The 24425-nt window shown below is 43.8% G+C and carries 20 protein-coding genes; 18 read left to right on the forward strand and 2 right to left on the reverse strand.

The genetic code is table 11. From position 1 onward, the window contains the following. Positions 1 to 42: 42 nt before the first annotated feature. Together BI182_RS02455 and cysS are read right to left on the reverse strand one after the other, a co-directional pair. Positions 43 to 510: a Mini-ribonuclease 3 gene (locus BI182_RS02455; protein WP_286805272.1), complete on the reverse strand. Its 468-nt coding sequence runs from the start codon at positions 508 to 510 to the stop codon at positions 43 to 45. Next, complete coding sequence (cysS, locus tag BI182_RS02460) at positions 495 to 1892, reverse strand: cysteine--tRNA ligase (protein ID WP_286805274.1); 1398 nt, start codon at positions 1890 to 1892, stop codon at positions 495 to 497. Before cysS ends, BI182_RS02455 begins: the two co-directional genes overlap by 16 nt. Before the next feature lie 155 nt (positions 1893 to 2047). On the opposite strand from cysS, the gene BI182_RS02465 reads away from it, so the two are divergent. The 18 genes from BI182_RS02465 (at position 2048) to BI182_RS02550 (ending at position 24377) form a co-directional block, all read left to right on the forward strand. Beyond that, positions 2048 to 2338, forward strand: coding sequence for a YerC/YecD family TrpR-related protein (locus BI182_RS02465; protein WP_228879140.1), 291 nt, complete (start codon positions 2048 to 2050; stop codon positions 2336 to 2338). Positions 2339 to 2378: 40 nt separating this feature from the next. Then, complete coding sequence (locus tag BI182_RS02470; protein WP_070369501.1) at positions 2379 to 3596, forward strand: pyridoxal phosphate-dependent aminotransferase; 1218 nt, start codon at positions 2379 to 2381, stop codon at positions 3594 to 3596. Positions 3597 to 3616: 20 nt separating this feature from the next. Next, positions 3617 to 3928, forward strand: coding sequence for a PspC domain-containing protein (locus BI182_RS02475; protein ID WP_070369500.1), 312 nt, complete (start codon positions 3617 to 3619; stop codon positions 3926 to 3928). A gap of 1 nt (position 3929) precedes the next feature. Then, complete coding sequence (gene tsaE, locus BI182_RS02480; RefSeq protein ID WP_286805279.1) at positions 3930 to 4391, forward strand: tRNA (adenosine(37)-N6)-threonylcarbamoyltransferase complex ATPase subunit type 1 TsaE; 462 nt, start codon at positions 3930 to 3932, stop codon at positions 4389 to 4391. A 99-nt stretch (positions 4392 to 4490) separates the two neighbouring features. Next, entirely contained in the window at positions 4491 to 5195 is a 705-nt protein-coding gene (gene ispD / locus BI182_RS02485) for a 2-C-methyl-D-erythritol 4-phosphate cytidylyltransferase (RefSeq protein ID WP_286805281.1), read from the forward strand. 188 nt (positions 5196 to 5383) lie between these two features. Then, positions 5384 to 6346: a thiamine pyrophosphate-dependent dehydrogenase E1 component subunit alpha gene (locus tag BI182_RS02490; RefSeq protein WP_286805284.1), complete on the forward strand. Its 963-nt coding sequence runs from the start codon at positions 5384 to 5386 to the stop codon at positions 6344 to 6346. Positions 6347 to 6372: 26 nt separating this feature from the next. Next, positions 6373 to 7359 (forward strand): alpha-ketoacid dehydrogenase subunit beta, encoded by a 987-nt coding sequence (locus BI182_RS02495; RefSeq protein WP_338076085.1) that lies wholly within the window; start codon positions 6373 to 6375, stop codon positions 7357 to 7359. Between the two features lie 12 nt (positions 7360 to 7371). Then, on the forward strand, positions 7372 to 9264 hold the full coding sequence (locus BI182_RS02500) for a 2-oxo acid dehydrogenase subunit E2 (protein WP_286805287.1): 1893 nt from the start codon (positions 7372 to 7374) through the stop codon (positions 9262 to 9264). 193 nt (positions 9265 to 9457) lie between these two features. Beyond that, positions 9458 to 10915: an IMP dehydrogenase gene (gene guaB, locus BI182_RS02505; RefSeq protein WP_148637890.1), complete on the forward strand. Its 1458-nt coding sequence runs from the start codon at positions 9458 to 9460 to the stop codon at positions 10913 to 10915. 8 nt (positions 10916 to 10923) lie between these two features. Then, complete coding sequence (gene guaA, locus BI182_RS02510) at positions 10924 to 12471, forward strand: glutamine-hydrolyzing GMP synthase (protein WP_286805291.1); 1548 nt, start codon at positions 10924 to 10926, stop codon at positions 12469 to 12471. 697 nt (positions 12472 to 13168) lie between these two features. After that, the gene (locus tag BI182_RS02515) at positions 13169 to 13303 is read left to right on the forward strand and encodes a hypothetical protein (protein ID WP_286805292.1); all 135 of its coding nucleotides are present in this window, start codon (positions 13169 to 13171) and stop codon (positions 13301 to 13303) included. Between the two features lie 168 nt (positions 13304 to 13471). After that, the gene (locus tag BI182_RS02520) at positions 13472 to 13888 is read left to right on the forward strand and encodes a hypothetical protein (protein WP_286805294.1); all 417 of its coding nucleotides are present in this window, start codon (positions 13472 to 13474) and stop codon (positions 13886 to 13888) included. 134 nt (positions 13889 to 14022) lie between these two features. Further along, positions 14023 to 14271, forward strand: a complete 249-nt coding sequence (locus BI182_RS02525; RefSeq protein ID WP_286805295.1) for a helix-turn-helix domain-containing protein — start codon at positions 14023 to 14025, stop codon at positions 14269 to 14271. Continuing rightward, complete coding sequence (locus BI182_RS02530) at positions 14255 to 15688, forward strand: hypothetical protein (protein WP_286805298.1); 1434 nt, start codon at positions 14255 to 14257, stop codon at positions 15686 to 15688. The genes BI182_RS02525 and BI182_RS02530 overlap by 17 nt, the downstream gene beginning before the upstream one ends. Continuing rightward, positions 15685 to 17268 (forward strand): coiled-coil domain-containing protein, encoded by a 1584-nt coding sequence (locus tag BI182_RS02535; protein ID WP_286805300.1) that lies wholly within the window; start codon positions 15685 to 15687, stop codon positions 17266 to 17268. The genes BI182_RS02530 and BI182_RS02535 overlap by 4 nt, the downstream gene beginning before the upstream one ends. Further along, positions 17265 to 18281 carry a Druantia-type antiviral defence protein DruD gene (druD, locus tag BI182_RS02540; RefSeq protein WP_286805302.1) on the forward strand — a complete coding sequence of 339 codons (1017 nt, stop codon included), beginning with the start codon at positions 17265 to 17267 and terminating at the stop codon, positions 18279 to 18281. The genes BI182_RS02535 and druD overlap by 4 nt, the downstream gene beginning before the upstream one ends. Next, on the forward strand, positions 18274 to 23502 hold the full coding sequence (locus tag BI182_RS02545) for a DEAD/DEAH box helicase family protein (RefSeq protein ID WP_286805304.1): 5229 nt from the start codon (positions 18274 to 18276) through the stop codon (positions 23500 to 23502). Before druD ends, BI182_RS02545 begins: the two co-directional genes overlap by 8 nt. Further along, positions 23499 to 24377, forward strand: coding sequence for a DNA adenine methylase (locus BI182_RS02550; protein ID WP_286805305.1), 879 nt, complete (start codon positions 23499 to 23501; stop codon positions 24375 to 24377). Before BI182_RS02545 ends, BI182_RS02550 begins: the two co-directional genes overlap by 4 nt. Positions 24378 to 24425 lie beyond the last annotated feature (48 nt).

The raw sequence follows: 24425 nt of genomic DNA on the forward strand, positions 1-24425 counted from the left end.
GAAAAGCTCTGCTTCAGGTATTTGTCTGAAGCAGAGCTTTTGTTAGTTGAGGCTTTGGTTGATGATCGCAATGCCCTGAACAATCAGGGCATTCATCCGCTCCGTCTCACCGCAAAGAAAAAGGTAGCCAATCAGGGTTTCAAACCCGGTGGCATAGCGGTAGTCAGACGGGTTGGCATTCCTGGGAACCTGAGAGGCGGTATTACGGCCCCGTTTAAAGATCCGCTGCTCGGCTTCGGTAAGCTCAGGCAGCAGTTCCCGGATGATTTGGGCCTGGGCACTGGCCCGGACATAGTGGATGGCGGTTTTGGTCATGAAGTTGACGTTCTGGTGACCACAGCCAAGCAGATATTTTCGAATCATATCGGAATAAATTCCATCGCCGAGATAGGCCAAAGCCAGGGGATTCATGGCAGCGGCCTGTTCCCGGGTGTAGTGCCTGTCGATGGTGGCCTTTATAGTTTTGAGATTTTCGGTGGGTTCGGGGGTAAGGGTCAGGCTTTTTTCCATTTAACACCTTCCCGGGTATCCTCCAATACAATGCCTTTAGCCAGCAGTTCATCGCGGATTTCGTCAGCCCGCTTAAAATCCTTGGCTTTACGGGCGGCCTGGCGCTGGGCGATCAGATCTTCTACCGCCTCATCCAGATTGGTTTCTTTTTCTTTTACCGCCAGCCCTAAAACACCGGTGAGTTCGGCAAAAGTATTCTGGCCAGCCATGATTGCCGGTTGGGAAGAAGTGGCATCAAGGTTGGAATTTAAATCCCGAACCAGCTCAAAAATTACGGCAATGGCATCGGCGGTGTTGATATCGTCGTCCATGGCAGCAATAAAATCGTTTTTGTATTTGGCAAGGGAATCAATCCAAACCTGCTCGGCTTCGGTGGCTGCCTTAGCAGTGGCATTTTCAAGCAGGAAGTCCATCTGGAATTTGGCGGTATATAAACGCTCCAGGGCACTGGCGGCCTGTTTTAGCAGCGGTTCGCTGAAGTTGACCGGGCTGCGGTAATGGGCCATCAGTAAAAACATCCGAACCGCTTCCAGATCGAAGGTTTTGGCAATATCCCGGACGGTGAAGAAGTTGCCCTTGGACTTGGACATTTTCTCGTTGTCGATATTAATGTAGCCATTGTGGACCCAATAGTTGGCAAAGGGTTTGCCGCAGCAGCCTTCCGATTGGGCAATTTCATTTTCGTGGTGGGGGAAGATCAGATCCTGGCCGCCGCCGTGAATATCAATGGTTTCACCGAGATGTTTTTTGGACATCGCCGAACATTCAATGTGCCAGCCTGGTCGTCCCTGACCCCAGGGACTTTCCCAATAGGGTTCGCCGTCTTTTTTCTTTTTCCAGAGGGCAAAATCAAGAGGACTTTCTTTTTCGTCATTGACGTCAATTCGGGCACCGGATTTTAAATCATCAATGGATTGTTTGGACAATTTACCATAATCGTTAAAGGCATCGACACGGTAGTAGACATTGCCATCGACGTTATAGGCCAGTCCCTTTTCTTCTAGGGTTTTGATCATGTCAATGATTTCCGGCATGTGCTCGCTAACCTTGGGATGGACCGAGGCCCGTTTGATGCCCAGGGCATCGGCATCGGTGAAGTATTCCTGGATGTATTTTTCAGAAACATCGCCCGGCGAAATCCCTTCTTCGTGGCTGCGATTGATGATTTTGTCATCGACGTCGGTAAAATTCTGGATAAAGGTGACCTCATAGCCGGTATATTCCAAAAATCGGCGGAGCACGTCAAAAACAATGAAGGGACGGGCGTTGCCGATATGAAAATAGTTGTAAACAGTCGGGCCGCAGGAATACATACGCACCTTGCCCGCTTCAATCGGGACAAAGGTTTCTTTCTGCTGGGTCAAGGTATTATATAATTTCATAAAGTTCAACCTTTCAATTTATTTATTTACAGCAATGTGTTATGATAACATATTATACACTAAAGATAAGATTAAGTGTCAATGGATAAAATTTTTTAGGAAGAAAATTTCTTTATCATCCCAGATGAATAACAAGAAATGAAAGAGGAATCTCCATGGAAGCAAATGCAAAAAGAAAAGTCCTGGCCCAGGCGATTTTAGCCCTTGAAACCGAAGAGGATTGTAATCTGTTACTGGAAGACCTGTGTACCATCAAAGAAATCGAAGACATGGCTCACCGCTTTGAAATTGCCTACTTGCTGTCCCAGGGAAAAACCTTTATTGATGTCGAAAAACTGACCGGAGCCAGTTCGGCCACCATCAGCCGGGTCAATCGCTGCCTCAAACACGGCAAAGGCTACCGCAACATCATCGAAAAAATGAAAAAGGACCATACATTGGAGTAGTCTTATCTAAAATTTAATATTAAAGGAGTTGAGTGTAGTGATGAAAGCTGTGAAAAAGTCGAAGAAGTTGGACAACGTTTGTTATGATATTAGAGGACCGGTGGTCGAAGAGGCGGATCGCATGGAGCGGGACGGCATTGACATTATTATGCTCAATACGGGCAATACAGCCCCCTTTAATTTAAATGCCCCGGATGAAATTATTCAGGATATTAAATATAACATGAAAACCGCTGAAGGATACTGTAATTCCCAGGGCATTTTTTCGGCCCGAAAGGCCGTGGTTCAGCATTATCAGACCAAGGGACTGATGGATCTGAAGGTCGATGATGTTTTTCTGGGTAATGGGGTCAGCGAACTGATTCTTTTTTGTATGCAGGCGCTCTTGGACAACGGGGACGAAATTCTGGTGCCAGCACCGGATTACCCGCTGTGGTCGGCTGCCGTCAACCTGTCGGGTGGCAATGCGGTCTATTATACTTGTGATGAAGAAGACGACTGGAATCCCAATCTTTCGGATATTGCCAGTAAGATTACCCCCAATACCAAGGGGATTGTCGTCATCAACCCCAATAACCCCACTGGCGCCCTTTATCCCCGGGAGATTTTAGAGGGAATCGTTGATCTGGCGGTGGAAAATGATCTGATTATCTTTGCCGATGAAATTTATGACCGGATTCTCTATGATGATAATGTTCATATCCCGATGTCAACGCTCACCGAAGATGTATTGGTGGTGACCTTAAACGGCTTGTCCAAATCCCATCGGATTCCTGGCTATCGGGTCGGTTGGATGATTTTAACCGGCAATAAGGAGGGGGCAAAGGACTATATCGAAGGCATCAAGATGCTTTCCAATATGCGAATGTGCTCCAATGTTCCGGGACAGCATGCGATCCAGACCTCACTCGGTGGCTATCAGAGCATGAATGACCTGCTCAAGCCCGGCGGACGGCTCTATGAACAGCGGGAGATTGTCTGTAAGCGGATCAATGCGATTCCGGGCTTGTCCTGTGTCAAACCCAAGGCCGGATTTTATGTCTTTCCTAAAATTGATACCGAAATGTTTAATATCACCAGTGATGTCCAGTTTGCCCTGGATTTTCTAAAAGAAGAACATGTCCTGATGGTTCAGGGTACCGGTTTTAACTGGCCTCACCCAGATCATTTCAGAATCGTCTTTTTACCACACCCTGAAGATCTGATTGAAACCATGGATCGGTTGGAACGGTTTATGGCAACCTACCGTCAAGAGTAACGTTTAAGAATGGAATAATAATGAAAAAACAATTAGTGAAAAGTAAAAAAAGGGCCATTCTGGCCGGTGTCTGTGCTGGTCTTGGCGAATACTGCAACATTTCACCATGGGTCTTCAGAGGGCTTTTCCTGTTGCCCTTTGTGCTCCGATTCGTGCCGGGAATCCTCAGCATCATTGTCTATATTCTCCTGGCAGTGGTTCTCCCCGGGAATAAGCGGATTGAGAATCAGGATGTCGTTGAAGTGGATTATGAAATTATTGATGACAACAGCGACGAAGAGATCATTGATTTTAGCAACGAAAAGACGGGATCCGAAGAAAAGGTTGATTAAGATGTTGGAGAAACGAATTATTTCAAAATCAAGTCAGGATACGTATGATTTTGCTAAACAGTTGGGGGAAGCGATACGCTTCCCCCTGATTATTTTTTTACAGGGTGGAATGGGCGCTGGAAAAACCCTGTTTTCAAAAGGTTTTGTAGCGGGTATGGGTCTTTTGGATGAGGTGACCAGTCCCACCTATACCATTGTCAATGAATACGGCAACCCGCCCCGGGTTTTTCATTTTGATTTGTACCGGCTTCAGGATCCCGACGAGCTTTATGAGATGGGCTTTGATGACTATCTCAGTCAGGGGTGTACGCTGTTGCTGGAGTGGCCGGATCTGGTCTTGGACGAAGCGTTTGAACCCAGGTTGGAAATCAGCCTGGAATCAAGGCTGGAGACCCCTGAGCAACGGGAAATAATTTTGAGAACCGATAATCAGAAAGTGGCGCAGATATTAAATGCACTGTAGAAAAATTGCAAAGCATCAGTCGGCAAAAACGCAGGCATAACCGGGAGGTTGTCAGTGACTAAACGTGTTAAGTGAATAATGAATGATAAGGTGGCAAATATGGAAAACGTGTTAACCAGTGTGATCATCCCTGCTGCTGGATTGGGTCGGCGGATGAAGGCATCTGTCAGCAAACAGTATCTGCAGTTAAACGGAAAACCGGTTTTAGCCCATACCCTGGATGTTTTTGAAAAATGTTCGCTGATCGACGAAATTGTGCTGGTCATCAATCCCGAAGAACAGCAGCTGTGTCAGGATCAGGTCATCGGGGTTTATTCCTATAGCAAGATCAAATTAGTGGCTGGCGGCGACACCCGGCAGGAGTCGGTTTATGCCGGACTAAAGGCGGTGAATCCCCAGACCCGGATTGTTCTGATCCACGATGGCGCCAGGCCACTGATCAGAGAGTCGGTCATTTGCAAGAGCATTGAAGAAACCATAAAGCATCGAGCGACGGTGGTGGGGGTGCCAGCCAAAAACACCATCAAGGTGATAAGTGACGATGGCTTTGTCGAAGCGACCCCGGATCGAAATTATCTGGTGGAAATCCAAACGCCCCAAACCTTTGATTACGATCTGATCAAAGAGGCCCATCAAAAAGCGCTTGAATCGGGCGTATCCGGGACAGATGATGCCTTTCTGGTGGAATGGCTGAAGGTTCCGGTTAAAATCGTGGTTGGTGACTATACCAATATCAAAATCACCACCCCGGAGGATTTAACCATCGCTGAATCGATCATTAAACGAATGGCCGAAAACCAATGATCAGGCAAAAAAATTAAAAGTTTATTAATAGAAATAAAGAATGAGGTGAAAAATGCTGTTATTTTATGCAGTTTTTCGCTTCATTCTTTATTTATTGGGGAATAAAAGATATAATGGAAAAGTATGAAACAAAATGCTAAGGGTTATTCACCTTTTTAAAAATAAATAGTGAAAATGTGGAGGAAACCATGATTGAATTATCAGAAGAACTTCTATTAAGAATGTATTATAAAATGAATCAGGCCCGATTTTTTGAAGAAAAGCTGGGGGAACTGGAGGAAAAAGGTCAGGTTCATGGTACGGTTCATCTGGCTATGGGTCAGGAAGCTGCTGGGGTGATGGCCTGTCTGGCGTTGGAAGAAGGCGATCTGGTGTCATTAAGTCATCGGGGTCATGCCCAGGCGATTGGCTTTGGCCTGGATGTCAATCTGATGATGGCAGAATGTCTGGGGAAAGAAACCGGCTATTGCAAGGGCAAAGGCGGTTCAATGCACATCGCTGATGTCGAAAATGGCAATCTGGGGGCCAATGGTGTGGTTGGTGGCGGTTTTGGCCTGTCCTGTGGGGCGGCACTGACGCAGAAATACCAGAAGACTGGGAAGGTTGTATTGTGCTTTGCCGGGGACGGTGCCACCGATACGGGCAGTTTTCATGAATCCCTGAATCTGGCCTCGATCTGGAAGCTGCCGGTGGTTTTTTTCATCGAGAATAATCAATACGGGATGTCAAATCCGGTTGAAAACCACATGAATGTTGAGAATATTTCTGACCGCAGTGAAGCCTATAACATTCCGGGTCTCACCATTGACGGTAACGATTTTCTCGATGTTTATAATACCGTTACGAAAGCGTTGCGCTATGCCAGAGCCGGGAAGGGGCCGGTGCTGATTGAAGCTAAAACCTATCGCTTCAGTGGCCATTCCAAAAGTGATAAACAGCTTTATCGGGAAGAACAGGAAGTAAAGGAATGGCGAAAAAAAGATCCGCTGTTGAAGATGAAAGAGTACCTCCGGGAAAATCGGATCTTTACTGAAAAGCAGATTCAAAAAATGGAAAATGAAGCCATTATTTCCATTGAACAGGCGGTGGAATTTGCTAAAAAAAGTCCATCACCGCAGCTTGATACAATTTTAGCAGATGTATATGCGTGAGAGGTTGAAGAATGAAAACAAATGATATGACAAAAATGACCTACCGCGATGCCATCCGTCTGGGGATAACCGAAGAAATGCGTTTGGATCGGGATGTCATTTTTTTAGGTGAAGATATTGGTGTTTATGGTGGCGCCTTTGGAGTCTCGAAAGGTTTATTGGAAGAGTTTGGTGAAGAGCGAATTCTGGATACCCCGATTTCTGAAGGGGCGATTGTCGGAACCGCCGTGGGGGCGGCAACCACCGGCTTGCGCCCGGTTTGCGAGATTATGTTTATGGACTTTATCACCCTGGGTTTGGATGCTCTGGTGAATCAGGGCGCTAAAATGCGCTACATGTTTGGCGGCCAGTCCCAGGTGCCGATGGTATTGCGATTGCCAGCCGGTTCCGGCGCTGGTGGTGCGGCTCAGCACAGTCAGAGCCTGGAAGCCTGGTTATGCCATGTACCGGGACTGAAGGTGGTGACCCCATCAACCCCGGCTCAGGCCAAAGGGCTGATCAAAGCGGCCATCCGGGATAACAATCCGGTCTGTTTTATTGAACATAAGATGCTCTACGATTCGGTGGGTCTGGTTCCCCTTGACGAGGAGTATACCCTGGAAATCGGAAAAACCATCGTTGAACGGCCCGGGAAAGATGTCACCATCGTCGCCTATGGAACCACTCTGGCCAAAGCCATTGAAGCCGCTGATTTTTTAGAAGAGGAAGGAATTCGGGTGGAGATTCTCAATCCCCTGACCTTATATCCCATGGATATGAAACCGATCATCGAATCGGTTATTAAAACCGGTTGTCTGATTGTGGCCCATGAGGCCGCTAAAACCGGTGGGGTCGGTGGCGAAATTGTCGCGCGAGTCGTTGAGAGTGAAGCCTTCGACTATCTCACAGCGCCGATTGTCCGTCTGGGTGGCCTGGATGTTCCGATTCCCTTTAATCAGGAATTAGAGTCAGCTGCGGTGCCCCAGCGCAATGATTTCGTTCATAGCGTCTATCGTCTTCTGAATCGGGAATAGGGAGCGGACTCAATGATGGAAAATGAAATAATCTTACCGAAAGAGACGTTGGATATGACAATAGAAAACTCGACAAATGCCGAAACGATTAAAGAAGCGACCCTGGAACATGATCAAAAAAGTAAAAAAGCGTTGTCAGAAGTAAATACTGATAACGAAGAAACCGGCCAAACAGACGTAGTGGCAGGTAAAAAAATGGTAGATCAAGAGGCAGAGCGTTGTGACGATAGTCAACAGGAAGAAAATCTGGAAGAAAAACTAACTGCCGCCATTGAAGAACTGGAACGAAATCTGGAAGAAACCATTAAAGAAGGGATAAAGCAGCAACCAACTGTAGCCATTCAAGGCATCATCAATGATGAAATGATTGAAGATCCGCAGGAAGTAATGACGGAATCTGATCCCCGGATGGGAAAGGTCAGGGCGACCCCAGCGGCCAGACGGATTGCCCGGGAATTTAAGGTGGACATTGAAAAGGCCACTGGAACCGGACCAAACGGTCGAGTTGAAGTTGATGATGTGAAAAAACTGGTGGTTATTCAACCGGGAACCTTTGACTACAAGTCAAAAGAACCGGTGGTGATCGGTACCAGTCTGGATAAAATAGCCGGAAATCCCAAAAATCTGTTTACAACACCCGGAAAGCTGGAAGAAATCCCGGTCAAGAAAACCAAATCCCGAAAAAAACTGAGCGAGATGAATCAGAAAGTTGAAAGGGTACCGAATCCGGAGCTGGACTTTGTTCCCTTTGTGGATGCCAATGATACAGGTCTGGAAGAAAAAGATACGGATGTGGTCACAAAAATTTCAGAACTGGATTTTGTCCCTTTTGTTGATCTTAAGGCAGAACCGCTCCGGGAAGAAATCATTGTCAAGCCTACGCCAATGCACCTTCTTCGTGAAAATGAGCAGGAAGCGCTGGGTAAAAAAAATAAAAAACCCCGGGGGTTATCAAGAAAAAAACAGGAACCGGAGAAAAAGACTGAGATTAAGTCCGAAAAAGTCGCGCTTCCAATTGCTTCGGAAACAGCAGACCCAGAGATTAGAATGGATAAATCGATAGCCGTTGACACGCAAAATCCGGGATCAGAATCGGCGGTTGTTGCAACGGAACAAAGCATTGCAAGCAACGAAGTGCTTCAAGCACCAGCAGAGCAAGTTAGTGAAGTAGCAAAAGAACTGCCTGGGGAAGCGGAAGAGCTTGTCAGTAATGAAGTCAGTCGGGCAAAGAATAATCGGATTCGATCCAGGATCGTCAGAAAATATCGGGTTAAATGCGAGGAAGAAACAGCGGTCATCAGTTTAACGACAGAAATTGATATGACTGAAATCAAGGATCTCCGCAAGAAGATTACCAAAAAAATTGAGGAGCAGGCTAAATACCGCTGTACCTATACCGATTTTCTGCTGTTGGCAACATCCCGGGCATTGGTAAAACATCCGCTTCTTAACGCCCGGCGGGAAGACGCAATCGTTGTGCCCCAGGATTATGTAAATATGGGTTTGACAGTGGAATCCGAAGAGGGTTTGATTGTTCCGGTGATCAAAGACACGCAGACGATGAGCTTTGTGGAAATCGTCAAAAGCCGGGGTGACCTCTTAAAGGCGGTGAAAAACAAACATCTGCCACCGGATCAGTTAGCGGGCAGCACCTTTACGATCTCTAATCTGGGGATGTATGGGATCCGGGAATTTACTGCCATCATCAACCCGACGAACAGTGCCATTCTCAGTGTTGGCGAAGTGGTTCAACGAATCCGGATTTTCCAGGGTGAACCAGTTGTTCGTTCAGTGATGAAAATCAGTCTGAATCTGGATCAACGGGTGGCCAATGGGGTCGACGGCGCAAAATTCCTCCAGGCGATTAAGGCTGATATGGAGAATCCCTCACTATTATTGTTTTAGTCTTAAAAATTGTCAGAATCAAGAAAAGATAACGTTACCAAAAAAATAATCATTGTCACATTTAAGCAAATTGTGTTAGACTAAACAGCATAATATAAGATTACAGAACATACATGAAGCAGATGAAAAGCAATGGCCAATTGTCTGCTTTTTTTGTATCTAAGCGAGTGTTAAATTTGAAAGGAGTACAAGGTTGGAGAAGATTTTAAAGGAAGGCATTACCTTTGACGATGTATTGTTAATCCCAGGGAAGTCCGAAGTGTTGCCAGGAGACGTTAACACCGGCACCCGTCTGACAAAGAAAATTGCTCTGAATATTCCCATTATGAGCGCCGGCATGGATACCGTCACTGAAGGACGATTGGCCATTGCCATGGCCAGAGAAGGTGGTATCGGGATTATTCATAAGAACATGACGATTGAAGAACAGGCTTTTGAAATTGATAAGGTAAAGCGTTCAGAAAACGGGGTTATCGTTGATCCGTTTTTCCTGTCACCGGAACATAATATTGGCGATGCGCTGGAACTGATGTCCCGTTACCGTATTTCTGGTGTTCCGATTACCATCGAAGGAAAATTAGTGGGAATCATCACCAACCGTGACCTGCGTTTTGAAAGTGACCCGAAAAAGAAAATCAAAGACGCCATGACAAAAAATAACTTGGTGACAGCGGAAGAGGGCACCACTCTGGAAAAAGCTGAAGCCATTTTGAAACAATACAAAATCGAAAAGCTTCCGATTGTGGATTCCGAAAATAATCTTAAGGGTTTGATCACCATTAAAGATATTGAAAAAAGCATTAAATACCCGAATGCCGCCAAAGACTATCGAGGACGACTGATTGTTGGTGGTGCCGTTGGCATTAGCAGCAACACCTTTGAACGGGTCGATGCTCTGGTAGCCGCTCAGGCTGATGTCATCGTCGTGGATACCGCCCATGGTCACTCCATTGGGGTGGTCAAAACCGTTAAAGCGATCAAAGAAAAATATCCCGATGTACAGCTGATCGTCGGAAACATTGCGACTGGCGCTGCTGCAAAAGATTTAATCGAGGCTGGCGTGGATGCGCTTAAGGTCGGGATTGGCCCCGGCTCCATTTGTACTACCCGGGTTGTTGCCGGGATTGGGGTTCCGCAAATCACGGCCATCCTGGACGTGGTTGAAGTCGCCAAAGAATATGATATTCCGGTAATTGCCGATGGTGGGATCAAGTATTCCGGTGATGTCGTAAAAGCCATTGGTGCTGGCGCTGATGTGGTCATGATTGGTAGTCTCTTTGCCGGTACCGACGAAAGTCCAGGCGAAACCATCATTTATCAGGGCCGAAGCTTTAAAACCTACCGTGGCATGGGCTCTTTAGGGGCAATGAAAGATGGCAGCTCGGACCGTTACTTCCAGGAAGGCCAGAAAAAACTGGTGCCGGAAGGGGTTGAAGGTAAGGTTCCCTACAAAGGACCGCTGGCCGATACCGTTTATCAATTAGTTGGTGGCCTTCGTTCCGGGATGGGCTATTGTGGTACCCCGACCATCAAGGATCTACGAGAAAAATCGCAGTTTATGAAAATAACCAGTGCCGGTCTGATTGAAAGTCACCCGCACGACATTTCCATCACCAAAGAATCGCCCAACTACAATAGCGCTCAATTTTAGGAGAATTTATGATTAAAAAGCATTATCAAGATGAGATCATTCTCATTGTGGATTTCGGAGCACAATACAATCAGCTCATCGCCCGACGGGTTCGTGAAGCTAAAGTGTATTCAGAAGTTGTTCCTTATGACATCACCCCCGATGAGATTCGCAAGAAAAATCCCAAAGGGATTATCTTTACTGGCGGTCCTTCCAGTGTTCATGAAGCAGGAGCTCCCCAATGTGATCCGGAAATTTATAACATGGGGATTCCCATTTTAGGGATCTGCTACGGTGCTCAGCTGATGGCGGAGCAGTTAAAAGGGGTTACCGACTCAGCCGATATTCGGGAGTACGGTAAAAAGGCCTTGAATTTTTCACAAGACTCGGTGCTGTTTAAAAATATTCCGGATGGATCAACCTGCTGGATGAGTCATACCAACTATATCCAGACCATTCCGGAAGGATTCTGTATCACTGCCACCACCGACTCGTGTCCGACCGGGGCCATGGAATGTCACGAACGCAAGCTCTATGCGGTTCAATTCCATCCTGAGGTGGAACACACCCAATACGGCAAAGAAGTTTTAAATAACTTTATCTATGATGTCTGTGGCTGCGAAGGGTTATGGACCATGCATAATTTTGCCCAGGAACAGATTGAAGCCATCAAAGAACAAGTCGGTGACCGGCGAGTGCTGTGTGCCCTTAGCGGCGGCGTTGATTCGTCAGTGGCAGCGACCCTGGTTCACCAGGCCATTGGTGACAAGCTGACCTGTATTTTTGTTGATCATGGCCTGCTTCGAAAAGATGAAGGCGATCAGGTTGAAGCAATCTTTAAAAACCGCTTTCACATGAACTTTATCCGGGTGAACTGTGAAGATCGTTTCCTTGGTAAATTAGCGGGTGTCAGTGATCCGGAACAAAAGCGAAAAATCATCGGGACGGAGTTTATCCGGGTCTTTGAGGAAGAATCCGGGAAACTGAACGACATCGACTTCCTGCTTCAAGGAACCATTTATCCGGATGTCATTGAAAGCGGCACCAAAAACGCAGCGGTCATCAAAAGTCATCACAACGTTGGTGGATTGCCGGATGATGTCAATTTTGAACTGATTGAACCACTTAGAAACCTGTTTAAAGACGAGGTTCGAGCCGTCGGTGAAGAAATTGGACTGGATCACGATCTGGTCTGGCGGCAACCTTTCCCGGGGCCAGGTCTGGCCATTCGGGTGATGGGCGAGGTCACCAAAGAAAAACTGGATATCTTAAAAGAAGCCGATTTTGTCTTTAGAGATGAGATTGCCAAAGCCGGTCTGGATGAAGAAATCTGGCAATATTTTGCCGTACTGCCGGGAAACCGCAGTGTTGGTGTTATGGGTGATGAACGAACCTATGACTATACCATTGGCCTGCGAGCCGTTACCTCGGTTGACGGAATGACTTCGGATTGGGCCCGCATCCCGTATGATGTGCTGGAAAGCATCTCTACCCGAATTGTTAATGAGGTGAAACATGTCAGCCGGATTGTCTATGACATTACCAGCAAGCCCCCTTCAACGATTGAGTGGGAGTAATAAACATGTGTTAAAAGGCAAAATGATTTATCCTGTTTCGGGCAAAATCGTTTAGCTTTACCAACAAAATAAAGTAAAATAAATGACCTTGAAATGAGTCGTCTAAACTTCTCATTCCGGGGTCATTTTTATTCCTCTAATGTGGCTCGAAGCCTGGTAATTACGACAATTTTACTGTTAAGGACGGAAATATTTTATATTAATAATACGCTATTATTGTTTCTAAAGTAATTCTGCAACAGGATAAAGCACTTTGCCCTTTTGAGGATAAATGTGTTTGCCCTGTGACACAGGGATAAGTACAGTTAATTAGGTTAAATCACATAATATAGCGGTTTATAAGTAATAGGAACGCTACTATCTTAATATGGATAACACCAAGTAGGTGGTTATGATGTACTGCATGGAATTAATGCAATCATAGCCACTTATTTTTTTATTATTATTTAAGAGAAGGAGCAAGAAAAATGAACTGTCAGAAGCGATTGTAAATTTTAGTTGATCAAATGGATTTAATGAGGGAGTTATAGGTTGAAAAACCAGATTATAAGGATATTGCAATAGTTCAAATGAATGGGATGATATCCTATTCTCGTGCAAATTGGTGATATCGATTATAATTATGCGGTTAAAACTAAAAATGGAGTTCGTGAATATTTTAGTCAGCCAGCAGGTCATAGAAGACAGGTAAAGAGCAATGAATAAAGAGTGGAAAATGACTGGCAAAAAGCGGATCGGACAGAACTTAGCTAATGGTTTAACATGCAAAGAGCTATTGGTAATCTATGAAAAAGAATGCAAGCGAAAAGGCGTGTCAGAAATAACGTTTTAGGGCTATGATTGTGCCGGAAAATATTATATGGACTTAGCAGGTGAAAATACTACTTTAGTTGAAATTGACAAATATTGCCTTCAAGTATTATTTATCTAATTTATATCATTGAGATAGGTGTTGTCTTCTGATACAATAAATCAAAAGATTGAGTGGAGAATAAAAATAATGTGCAAAGAATATGATCAGGCTCGGGATATAATTAAAAAAACAAAAATCGATTTAGTGAAGCTTTTATCTGGAATTAAAAATATAGAAACTTTTGAAGAAAGAGAAACTTTGAAAATATATGAGAATTTAATTGAGACTATTGACGAATCTGAGGGTTATTTAGATTATCTAAAAAATCCAACAAAAGAAGGTGTGCTTGAAAATAATCCTAAAACAGGAATGTACTATATATGTTTTGATGACGGTACAAGCGGAGCTGATTTAGAGTGTGGGAATGTGTTAGAATTGTGTGATTCTTTAGGTGGATGGCACGTAAGTGGAATTGAAAAAAATATTGATGGAAGATATTACTTTAATTATGGGGATTGGTCACCGTTACTTGATAGAGGATTTAGAGCAAGAAAAAGAATTTAATAAAAAATATTATAAAATACTTCATCAATACATCATTTAACACCCGAAAAAAGTCTTTGATAGTTAATATTAATGGAGGGAAGGCATATGGGTGTTAACTATAAACGGCTTGGAAACTGCTGATTGATAAAGATATGAAAAAACGTGACCTAAAAGAGGCTGCTAATCTGAGACCAGCCCTGATGACCAGTCTAAATCAGCATAAAAGTGTTACAGTGAACACACTCTCACGCATTTGCAGTGTCTTAGACTGCCGAATTGAAGATATCATGGAGTTCATGCCTGATGAGACGGAAAAAGAAGCTGATCCAGAAAGGCAAAGGAAACTAAATAAAAACGTCATTTGTGGAAAGGAGCGTTGTGGAAATGAGGAAAGCCTATGATACTTTTCTCCAATCAGAAGTATCTGCTGACCTTGCTGCCAAAAGCGGCGGTCTTGAGCGGTATCGCTATGAATGTGCACATTGTGGCGAAGAAGTGCGTCTTGCTGCCGTCAGTAGCACCAGTATGGTTGCGCACTTCCGACATCTCAGTGGAAATAATGATGTCGATTGTGAAAAATATCTTGGTCAACATGGATCAATCAACATAGATGCCCACTCTCGGAAAAGCAGAAATGAACGAGCGGAGTTTTATTTTGACAGTGGCTCTAAGATGTTTTATTTAGGTTTATGCTTTAGCAAGAATGAGATTGATACCTACGAGGAGGAATTGGCTCGGTTTGAACTCCGGACAACTGCACAGGGTCAGCCTTTTTCCTCGTTGCGGATAAACAATATTAACTTCCTGCCGGATATACCGAGGATGATCCCGATCGATCAGTTCTCTTATAGCTATCATTTATCTAACACGCTTAATAATGTAAATCGTAGATATGATTTTTTCAAGAAGGACGGTTTAGCAACGTTTTTCAAGATACATGGCAACGACGATTACTACAGAGCGAGGCTGATTCGCAGCACACTTCTGTACACTGATGTGCCTTATTTTGTTACTATCGAAGGTCAGTATTCATTTCCAGAGTCCAGTTGCTTCTTAAGCGACGTTGAGATTTCTGATACATATCGCTTTGAAACTATGGGCAGAAGGTTTTTGGGGCAAGTTCTAACCATTAAGAATAAAACATCAGATGTCGAGGCGTTATTTGCGACATGGGGATATCAAGTAGAGGCATCCGAAACACTTACTCTGTTGTGGCCACCAGCAACACAGATTAATGAGGCTTCAGTAGTTTATTCGGAAAATGCGTTTTTGTTTTCAAGTTTCAGTTTAGAGGCACATGGGAATATCAATGTCCATTCGTTGGATATTCAAGTGCTGGGCAGTGGTGTTTCAAAGATTTCCGTTCACTCAAGGGTGAAAGTGTTACGCAAGAACGCGGAGATTATAATTGATAGAGATACAGCATGTCCTGCTGTCTTTGATCCTCTGTCACTTACAGAATATCATGCCCGCGTATATACTGTGTCGGATGATAACACCTGTTTTTTCTTTAATCGTTCAGGTGCTATGCTGATTGGCAAAGGACAATCGGTTTTGCTTACTCTGGGTAGCTTCGTTAAACGCTACGCCTCAGGTTATTTGGATGGGGTTATCTACCCCGCACAACAAAAGGGGCTATCTGGCGAACTGCTCCTTAATGATCTGCTAGCGCATTATAAGCGAACAGAGAGCTTTTCTCTTGATTCTTTCGCCGCACTTGACCTTAGCAATACGGCCTCTCGGTATATAGAGGAGTGTATCGAAACTGGAGTTATAAACTCGGCAGCAAAGCTGTTTATTGAGGAGGGGCGCATATGAATTACCTTTCTTTGATGACTGCTGATGAAATACAATATGTTTGTACTGTAATCCCTCATAAACGTGTAAGCGATTATTTTCGAAACAATCCCAAAGAGTTCGCAAAAATCTGTCCGGGGTTCCGTCCAACTGCGATATCCCGGCTTAATGTTAGCGATCTACTATACCGAAACCGCAATAATGGTTTCGTATCGTCATTTATTGAGAAGACCATTAACATTTGGCTTTCTCAGATTCAGGAATGCATAGATGAATGCCAAAAAGATGGCAGCAGAAAAGATGTCGCCTACATAGAAACACTGGCACAAAGCTTTTTTGTTGATAATATTGCTCTATATTTTAAACTCAGAGAAGAGGAGCATTCCGAAACCTACATCTCCTTGCTATCTTCGGCTGCAACGGTAGCAAAGAAAACCTTAGAAGAGCGAGAAAATCTGAAAGTGGATGTAGAATCAAAAACAGCCGAAATTGAGCGTTTGCAGATTGAGCTCACATCAGTGACAAATGCCTTAAATAGCTCCAAGCTGAAGCAACACGAATATACTAATGAGATTAAGTCCCTAAAGCAAAAAATTAGTAATGTTAATGAGCTGAACGATATTCTTAAAAACAAAGAAGAAGCCATTGCGACTCTTGAGGCCGAAATTGTCCAACTAAAGAAATCCGTAAAAGACCTTAAAACTGATCTTAAAGCGACTCGAAGTGGACAGCAGCTTGAAGCACAAATTAGGGAGGAAGCCGAAAAAAAGCAAACTGAAAAGATTCAAAGACAGTTTACTGTCTTGAAACCACTCAGCCCTACTGATATGGATGAGTTTAAGGAATTCTTGGGATATAACTTGGAAGATATAGGTGTATCCACTCGGTCAGATTACTATTTGCTCCTTAAGCAACATCTGTGTGATATTTTGTTTCAGGGGATGCCCATTATTATTAACCGTGGTGCCGGTGTGCCAATGATGAAGTGCATTGCAAATACACTTGTCGGAAATCCAAATGTAGCTTCGCTTACATACAACAGAGACATCTCAGTACAGGAGATAGAAGCATTCCTGCTTGTGAAAGCCCGTATAGTTTGTCTTGATGGTTTTCTTGGAAATTATAACGAGACAGAACTGCTCGCCTTGCTTGAGAGACATAGGAATAAGATTGTATTCTTGACGCTTGCGTATGACAGAACCCTACGATTTATTCCGTATGAGATTTTTAGATATTGTCATTATCTGAATCTCAATCGCATTCAGACGCTAACCATGAGCGTAAATGTGACTGAGGATCCATCCGTAGTTGAAGAGAGTGAAGCTGACACTCAAGAAGTGAATTCGGATGCTAGATTTTCGCTTCTACTCAAAGAACTGCTCGACGAGTTTGGTTTTTCTCCGAGTTTAACGATGCACAAATGCGCTCACATTTCTAGTGAGCAGGATTTGTGCTGTACACTGGCGTTTAATATTCTCCCTTACTGTGTGGATGTATTACAAATAGCGCCTTTTGAGATTTCTGAGCGTTTTGTTAAATATGCCGGGGACAAGGGAAGATGTTCGTATAAAAATCTATTTAAGGAATGGTTTGCGCGATGAATGAGTTAATTCTTATAATGTCTGAAGATATGGGTATTAACCGCTTTTCAGGTGAAACGGAAGAATCCTTTACATATAGGGTACTTTTTTCGGCTCTTGGACAGTGGTGTCTTCGCACGGCAGATAGCATATCTGCTGGCAATCACGGGACAACGAAACATAACCAGACTATTGTACTAAACGACCTGATCAACAAGTATTCAAAGATATTCCCCACAAGTTCGGATAGGTTTTTAAGTATGGGTAACCAGCACATAAACCTACCTGTTTTTATTCGCAGGGTTTATGAAGAAACGGGTTATCTCCTTACGGATAAAGACAACCGGAATAAGATAGCTAATTACGGAAGGAGCATCATGCTGGGTGGTAAGTCGTTGTTTTTTGGACTTCCGTGGAGTGACTATACTGTTAATGGTTTTGGCGTATTTACTGATCCTACTAACTACAGAGTTTCTGCAAAAGATTTTCTCATAAGAGATAATCTTACTTATGAAGAGTATTTCAATTCACGGTTTGATCCAATTGATTATTACGATAGACACATCGACGTAAATGAGCTTGAGTTTTTCAATCCTTTGTCGCGCAATGTGCCATCTCGCTCTTGGGAGAAGCAGCCTCAAACGGACTGCACACTGGCAAGAAAAAGTGAACTGGGGCCGTTTTATAGGGTTATGAGGATTTCTGACGAACTACAATTTGCAGATGAGCCGGTCGAGCCGCAGAGTGATAAACTTACGTCGTATGAGTATCGGCGGCTCTATTTTGCTTTGAAAGCGCACTACGGCGCGCCGTTAAAGGCGACCATCACAAAGTTGGATGATGAGTACTCCATGATTAGGGTTGGAGGGCATCTGCCTAATCGCGAGTATTACTATTTATTGCTTTTATCGTGGCCTGTGAATGACGCTTTTGACAAGGTTAATTATCTGGCTCATAATGATTTAGTAGAGGAAATAATCGATACCTTGAAGAATATTGGGGTCGAAATAGAAGGAGGCGCAAACAATGAATAGCTCAAGCGGTGTTCAGCAATATTATCAGGTTATTCGAGACAGGCTAAAAAACTACATAAAGTCCGATTACTTGGCGAACAGTGAAACCTTGCTGCTTTATGTGGATGACCTGCTTGGCGAATTATGCTCTGAACATACAAATATCGCACGCGAACCATATATTGAAACATCAGCATCCTATAAGAAAATCGCAAATGGGATCAGTGCTTCCATTAATATCGAGCAAGATGTAAAGGAATCCCTGCTCAGACTTGTTGAAGAAGGGCTTGGTATATTTGCCGATCCATTTGAGCACCAAGTCGAGGCATTAGAGAACTTTCTAACTGGAAAGGACTTGTTTGTTTCCACTGGCACTGGTTCGGGTAAAACGGAGTGTTTTCTTTGGGCGATTATTGCAAAGAGCTTTATTGAAGCCAAAAACCACCCGCAAGATTTCCGCAAGGATGCGGTTAGGACATTAATCATATATCCTATGAATGCTCTCGTTTCCGACCAACTGGCGCGATTTAGAAAAATCATGGGTAGTGAGAAGTTCAAAGATGTTTTTACAAAGGATACCCAAGCAGCCCGCATACCACACTTTGGTATGTACACGGGCAGAACGCCATATTCTGGTGACGCGAAGCCAGCCAGTAGTCGTGAACTAGCTCAGACATTCCGCGAAAATTATCTGATCGACGATAAAGCCGATGCTGATGCTAAACGCCAACAAGAGAATAATATAAATGGATTAAAGAGCATCAACAAATATCCCGCGCGGTTTGGGGAAGATGGTCTTGAGGTGTTTATTGAAAACCTTGAGCAGAACATTTATAAACCAAGTCCATATGATGCGGAGTTCATAACCCGCTTCGAGATGCAGCAGTATCCCCCGGATATTCTGATTACGAACTACTCTATGCTCGAATTTATGCTTATGCGACAGCGTGAAGCGAATATCTGGGATAAGACCAAAGAATGGCTTGACACGTCAGAAGAAAATCGGCTCCTCATTGTCTTGGATGAGGCTCATATGTATCGCGGTTCCGCCGGTGGTGAAATTGCGCTGCTTTTGGAACGGCTATTTTCGCGTTTAGGGATAACAAAAGAAAAAGTTCAGTTTATCCTTACGACGGCCAGCATGCCCCAAGATGAGAAAGATGCAATTAACGATTTTTATTCAGGGCTAACAGGAAAGGATGCTTCCAAATACGCTTTTTTAAGTGGATCTAAAGAGGAACTACCTGCGAGCTCGGAAATCAAAACAAATATAAATGCATTAGTATCCATTGGTTATGATCAGGTTTATGGTGAAAGAATCACCAACAGGATTAGAGATTTTGCCAGTGCTGTATTTCATGTCTCTTTACCTAATGATATCGCTCAAAGCGAAGCGCAGGAATGGCTTTATGATAACCTCCCCAAGTATGAGGCGTTTGTTTCTCTGAACAAGCTTTGCCGTGATGGGGCTAAATCTTATAGCGATATTAAAAATACTCTTTTTGGCGACTTTACCGACACAGGCAAGGCGCTTGATGCCTTACTGGTATTGGTTTCGCTCGCTGCAAAAGATGGAAACATCTTGTTTCCAGTCAGGCTTCATATGTTTCTGCGTGGGCTTCAAGGGCTATATGCATGTTCTAATCCGAAATGCACACATGCAGAATATTCACCAGAGGAACAGCTTCCTTTAGGTAAGGTCATTTCTATTCCCCGCGAAAAGTGCAAGTGCGGTGGCAAAATCTATGAACTCGTGAACCATATAAAATGCGGGGCATTATACTTTAAGGTCTATGTAAAGAAAAATGAAGGGCAGCCATATTGGTACGTCTTTCCTCAGCACGGTTTAAATGGGGACGCAGACTCGCTGAATGAGATGTTGCTATACATCGTACCGAAGAACTACCAGCGAGGGAAAAATGACAAAGTTGGAGTGCTTGATCCATTGACGGGCAAACTGTTTATCTCTCCGCAAGATGATGAATCTTTACTTACAGTTGTCTATAACGACAAGTTCGACACGAAGTCGCAATCTTTCAATTTTAGTGTTTGCCCAAAATGCAAAAAACAAATGCCGTTAAAAAAGCCGGTTGATCTGGCAACTAAGGGCAACATTCCGTTCTACAACCTGACGAAGGCACAGTTTGAACTACAGCCTCCGAAATCTCAAATGATTAACGAGGGCAAAAAAGTGTTGCTGTTCTCTGATTCGCGCCAAAATGCTGCAAAGTTGGCTCTCGATTTATCTAAATCGTCTGATGCGGATGCTTATCGACAGGCGGTTATGCTTGCGTCTTTACTTTTGAAGAAAGATAAAAAAGAACATCCTTTAGTTGAGCTTTACCCTGCATTCCTAGATGTGTGTATTCAAAACAGCCTGAGCTTTTTCAACGGAAAAAGCAAGAGAATGTTTGAAGAACATAAACGTCTGTTTAGAGACGGAAAAGCTCGGGCTGAGAGGCACGGCAGAGCAATTGACTATGCGGAGCTGGGCTATGAATACCGAACATTACCCGATGATTACTATGAGCAGTTACTGATTATCTTTACAGAAAGCCCTCGCTCGTTTAAGGATATTGGGATTGGATTTTTAGCGCCAATATCAACTGTGTTAGCGGACTGTGTGTTTGATTTAGAGGATATAGGGATTACGGTTGACAAGGACATTCTTTACCAGCTGCTTGTGCTGCTTTTCTGGGATGTCATGGATGATAGCGCTGCGCTAGGCGAAACAATCCAAGACGATATCAGAAAGGGTCTCCCCGGAAGGAGCAGGAGCCAAATATTTGGTCTGGGTTTTGATTTTACTCAAGAGGTGGATAAGGGTTTAACTCAGAGGATTCGTGAAGTGTTGGGATTTGACGATAAAGCGAGTGAAAAAGCACTTAGTATGGTTCGGGATTTGTTTTTTGCTGCCGCTGGGAATAACCGATATTATATCAATCTAGCGAAGGTAAAAATAGAGCTAACCGACAAGGACTTCACGTGGTATAGATGCGTGAAGTGCGGCAAGTTGTCTCCTTTCAAGATTGGTGATTATTGTGGTGCTTGCTTTGACTCTACAGATTTGAAAGAAATTGACGAAGCTGACTTGTCCCGCTTTGATTTCTGGAGGCTGCCTGTTCTTAATGCGTTAGAGAAAACCGAGCGTATCCATACGATTGACACAGAAGAGCACACGGCGCAGCTTTCCCACAAAGAAATACGAAGCGATACTTGGAGTCGTACTGAAAAATACGAGATGCGCTTTCAAGATATAAATGCCGGGGAAAACGGCGAGAACTCAATTGACGTCCTGAGTTGTACGACCACTATGGAAGTCGGTATCGATATTGGCTCGTTGACAGCAGTTGGCCTCCGCAATATTCCCCCAATGCGAGAGAATTACCAGCAGCGAGCGGGGCGTGCTGGACGTAAAAACGCCGGTATTTCTACGATTGTAACCTACGCATCGGGCGGAACACATGACAGCCATTATTTCATGCATCCTGACGAGATGATTTCCGGCGCACCGCGAAAACCTTGGATAGATCGAGATAATCCAAAGATCAGACAACGCCACGTCAATATGATGGCGTTGAATGGCTTTATGTCTACGCCTAATATGAAAGATGCATTTGATGGAATCGTTGATATTGGTATCATCACGTTCTGTGAGCAATATGGCGATAATTTCATTGAGTATGCCGACGAATTTGCAAAAGTATCAGGATACTCAACGGATAGAACTGTGGCTTTGTTCCGTGAGATATGTGAAGCAGTATTATCTGAAAACATGCGCGGTGAATATATAAATAACGTAAAAGAAACGCTTGCGTTTGATGTATTTTATCGAGAAGGATTTATTCCGTCGTACTCATTTCCTAAAAATGTGGTGCGGTTTTTCGTTGAAAAAGAATCTGAGCGCGGCAAAAACGCACCTCGTGATGTGCAGTATGCTCCAGAGCGAGATATTGCCGTTGCACTAAGCGAATATGCACCCGGTCGTTTTGTTACCATTGACAAGAAGATTTTCAAAAGTGGCGGTATTTATGCCAATCCGCGTCCAAAAGGTTTTGAGACGAATCAGGCGGAATTTTACTTTAATAATAATGAATATTATAAGGACATCTACATTTGCTCCGAATGTAATTGGTTTGGGCTTGAAAAAAAGGATTCGCAGCGGTCGGCCTGTCCGTATTGCGGTGCTGATGTTGTCCGAAATCATATGCTTCGTCCTTGGGGGTTTTCTCCCGTAAAGGGTGATGAAGTCAAATTTGAAGATGAGGATGAGCAGTACACCTATGCAGAGGCTCCGTACTATTCATATGTCCCGGAAGATACGGAAATGGCCTTTTTCGGGCAAGGGAATATTCGGTTTGCAAATCTCCCTGACAAGAAAGTTCTGACTGTCAACATGGGAAAAAGCAAGAATGGCTTTAATGTTTGCAGGAAGTGTGGTGGTGCTGAGGTTGCTGAGGCGAATGCTGCAGGGGCGTTCTCATTCTCGCAACCATATCATGACAATCGTGGGCTGTGCCGCCATGAGGGAACAGTCTACACGGGCATTTATTTGGGCTATGAATTTTTAACAGATATGTTCATGCTTGATATATCCTATGACTCCAAAAAACTCGTTGGTAATAAAAGCGTTGAAGATAAAAGCATACTTCGGTCTGCCGCCACAACTATGCATGAAGCATTAAAAAAAGCCATATCCATTATTTTAGATATAGATTATAATGAGATCAGTGGCGGATGGCGACCGAGAATAAAAAGCAACGGTGCTTCGCATATTGAAATGTTCTTTTATGATAATTTATCGAGTGGCGCTGGATATTCGTCTTTAATTGGTTCTATACTGGACGAAGTACTTGTTAGGGCAAGAGTTATCTTATCCGAATGCGAGTGCTCGCGTTCCTGCAAGAATTGTCTCGATAACTATTGGAACCAGAGGAATCACCAGCTGTTTGACAGGCAGCTAGGATTACAACTACTTAACTACGCTCAGTATGGGCAATCACCAGATGGTTACAGTGCACTTGAGCAAAAAGCCTATCTTGCTCCACTACTAAAACTAATATCCGAAGACTTGGGCAGTCCTGACGCAAAACCGCAAGTGACCTTCGAGGTGATTCCAGCGCTTCGCAAGAAACCAGAAAATTCTAAAAGCAATCTCTATTTGAATCCGTATGATCTGTCTGATTGGTTGCCGAATGCATTTTTAATTTATAGAAAAACAGCGAGAGGAGGTGGAGAATGAACAAATCCCTTTCGCCGCTCCGTTATCCGGGCGGCAAGTACAAAATCTACGACAAAGTGAAAAACCTTATTGAAATAAACGGGCTTGACAATAGAAGCTATGTTGAACCTTTCTCTGGTGGGTTTGGCATTGGGCTTGGGCTGCTGCGTGATAATATCGTGCAAACGGCTGTCCTCAATGACTTTGATCCTCATATCTACAACTTTTGGCATACTATTCTTTACCATGTCGATGATTTTCTGCAGTTAATGGCAGATACACCGATTACCATAGAGGAGCGGGATCATCAGAAAGAAATATACGAGGACAAAGATGCTGATCAGGTGCGGGATGGATTTGCGGCGTTCTTCTTGAATCGCGTCAATTTTTCTGGCATAATTACAGGTGGGCCAATTGGCGGTTTTATGCAGTCTGGAACATATAAATTAGACTGCCGCTTTAACAAGGATGTGATAAAGAAAAAAGTAGAACAAATAGCTTTAATGAGAGATAGAATTGAGCTATATAATTATGATGCCAGTGAGCTTATTGCTCGCCATTTACATGAGAGGATTCAAGAGTGTTTTTTCAATATCGATCCACCTTATGTAGAAAAAGGGCACAGGCTTTATACAAACTTTTTCAAGGAGGATGATCACCGAAATTTTGAAAAAACAGTAGCAGAACATCTGGGCGATGCTTGCTGGATCATCACTTATGATGATTGTGAACTAATCCGTGATATCTATAAGGATTATTATATGATCGAATACGATATATTGCATAATGCTGGCGGCAGTGTCCAAGGAAAAGAAGTGGTTATTACAAACAAAGCGGTGTTAGTAGGTTTGTTTGGGAAAAAGGATGACATAGTTGAAGTAGGTATAAGGAATTGACAACAGAACCTCAAGAATCCTTTTTCGATAGGATTCTTGAGGTTTTAT

Source organism: Acetobacterium sp. MES1 (assembly GCF_002237635.1).
Classification (GTDB): domain Bacteria; phylum Bacillota; class Clostridia; order Eubacteriales; family Eubacteriaceae; genus Acetobacterium; species Acetobacterium wieringae.

Coding starts and splice junctions, on each gene's coding strand:
- BI182_RS02515 (WP_286805292.1), top strand. CDS start 13,169: ATGAATAAAGAGTGGAAAATGACTGGCAAAAAGCGGATCGGACAGAAC.
- BI182_RS02490 (WP_286805284.1), top strand. CDS start 5,384: ATGATTGAATTATCAGAAGAACTTCTATTAAGAATGTATTATAAAATG.
- BI182_RS02520 (WP_286805294.1), top strand. CDS start 13,472: ATGTGCAAAGAATATGATCAGGCTCGGGATATAATTAAAAAAACAAAA.
- BI182_RS02475 (WP_070369500.1), top strand. CDS start 3,617: ATGAAAAAACAATTAGTGAAAAGTAAAAAAAGGGCCATTCTGGCCGGT.
- BI182_RS02465 (WP_228879140.1), top strand. CDS start 2,048: ATGGAAGCAAATGCAAAAAGAAAAGTCCTGGCCCAGGCGATTTTAGCC.
- BI182_RS02535 (WP_286805300.1), top strand. CDS start 15,685: ATGAATTACCTTTCTTTGATGACTGCTGATGAAATACAATATGTTTGT.
- BI182_RS02470 (WP_070369501.1), top strand. CDS start 2,379: ATGAAAGCTGTGAAAAAGTCGAAGAAGTTGGACAACGTTTGTTATGAT.
- BI182_RS02545 (WP_286805304.1), top strand. CDS start 18,274: ATGAATAGCTCAAGCGGTGTTCAGCAATATTATCAGGTTATTCGAGAC.
- BI182_RS02550 (WP_286805305.1), top strand. CDS start 23,499: ATGAACAAATCCCTTTCGCCGCTCCGTTATCCGGGCGGCAAGTACAAA.
- BI182_RS02495 (WP_338076085.1), top strand. CDS start 6,373: ATGACAAAAATGACCTACCGCGATGCCATCCGTCTGGGGATAACCGAA.
- tsaE (WP_286805279.1), top strand. CDS start 3,930: ATGTTGGAGAAACGAATTATTTCAAAATCAAGTCAGGATACGTATGAT.
- BI182_RS02525 (WP_286805295.1), top strand. CDS start 14,023: ATGAAAAAACGTGACCTAAAAGAGGCTGCTAATCTGAGACCAGCCCTG.
- cysS (WP_286805274.1), bottom strand. CDS start 1,892: ATGAAATTATATAATACCTTGACCCAGCAGAAAGAAACCTTTGTCCCG.
- guaA (WP_286805291.1), top strand. CDS start 10,924: ATGATTAAAAAGCATTATCAAGATGAGATCATTCTCATTGTGGATTTC.
- BI182_RS02530 (WP_286805298.1), top strand. CDS start 14,255: ATGAGGAAAGCCTATGATACTTTTCTCCAATCAGAAGTATCTGCTGAC.
- druD (WP_286805302.1), top strand. CDS start 17,265: ATGAATGAGTTAATTCTTATAATGTCTGAAGATATGGGTATTAACCGC.
- BI182_RS02455 (WP_286805272.1), bottom strand. CDS start 510: ATGGAAAAAAGCCTGACCCTTACCCCCGAACCCACCGAAAATCTCAAA.
- BI182_RS02500 (WP_286805287.1), top strand. CDS start 7,372: ATGATGGAAAATGAAATAATCTTACCGAAAGAGACGTTGGATATGACA.
- ispD (WP_286805281.1), top strand. CDS start 4,491: ATGGAAAACGTGTTAACCAGTGTGATCATCCCTGCTGCTGGATTGGGT.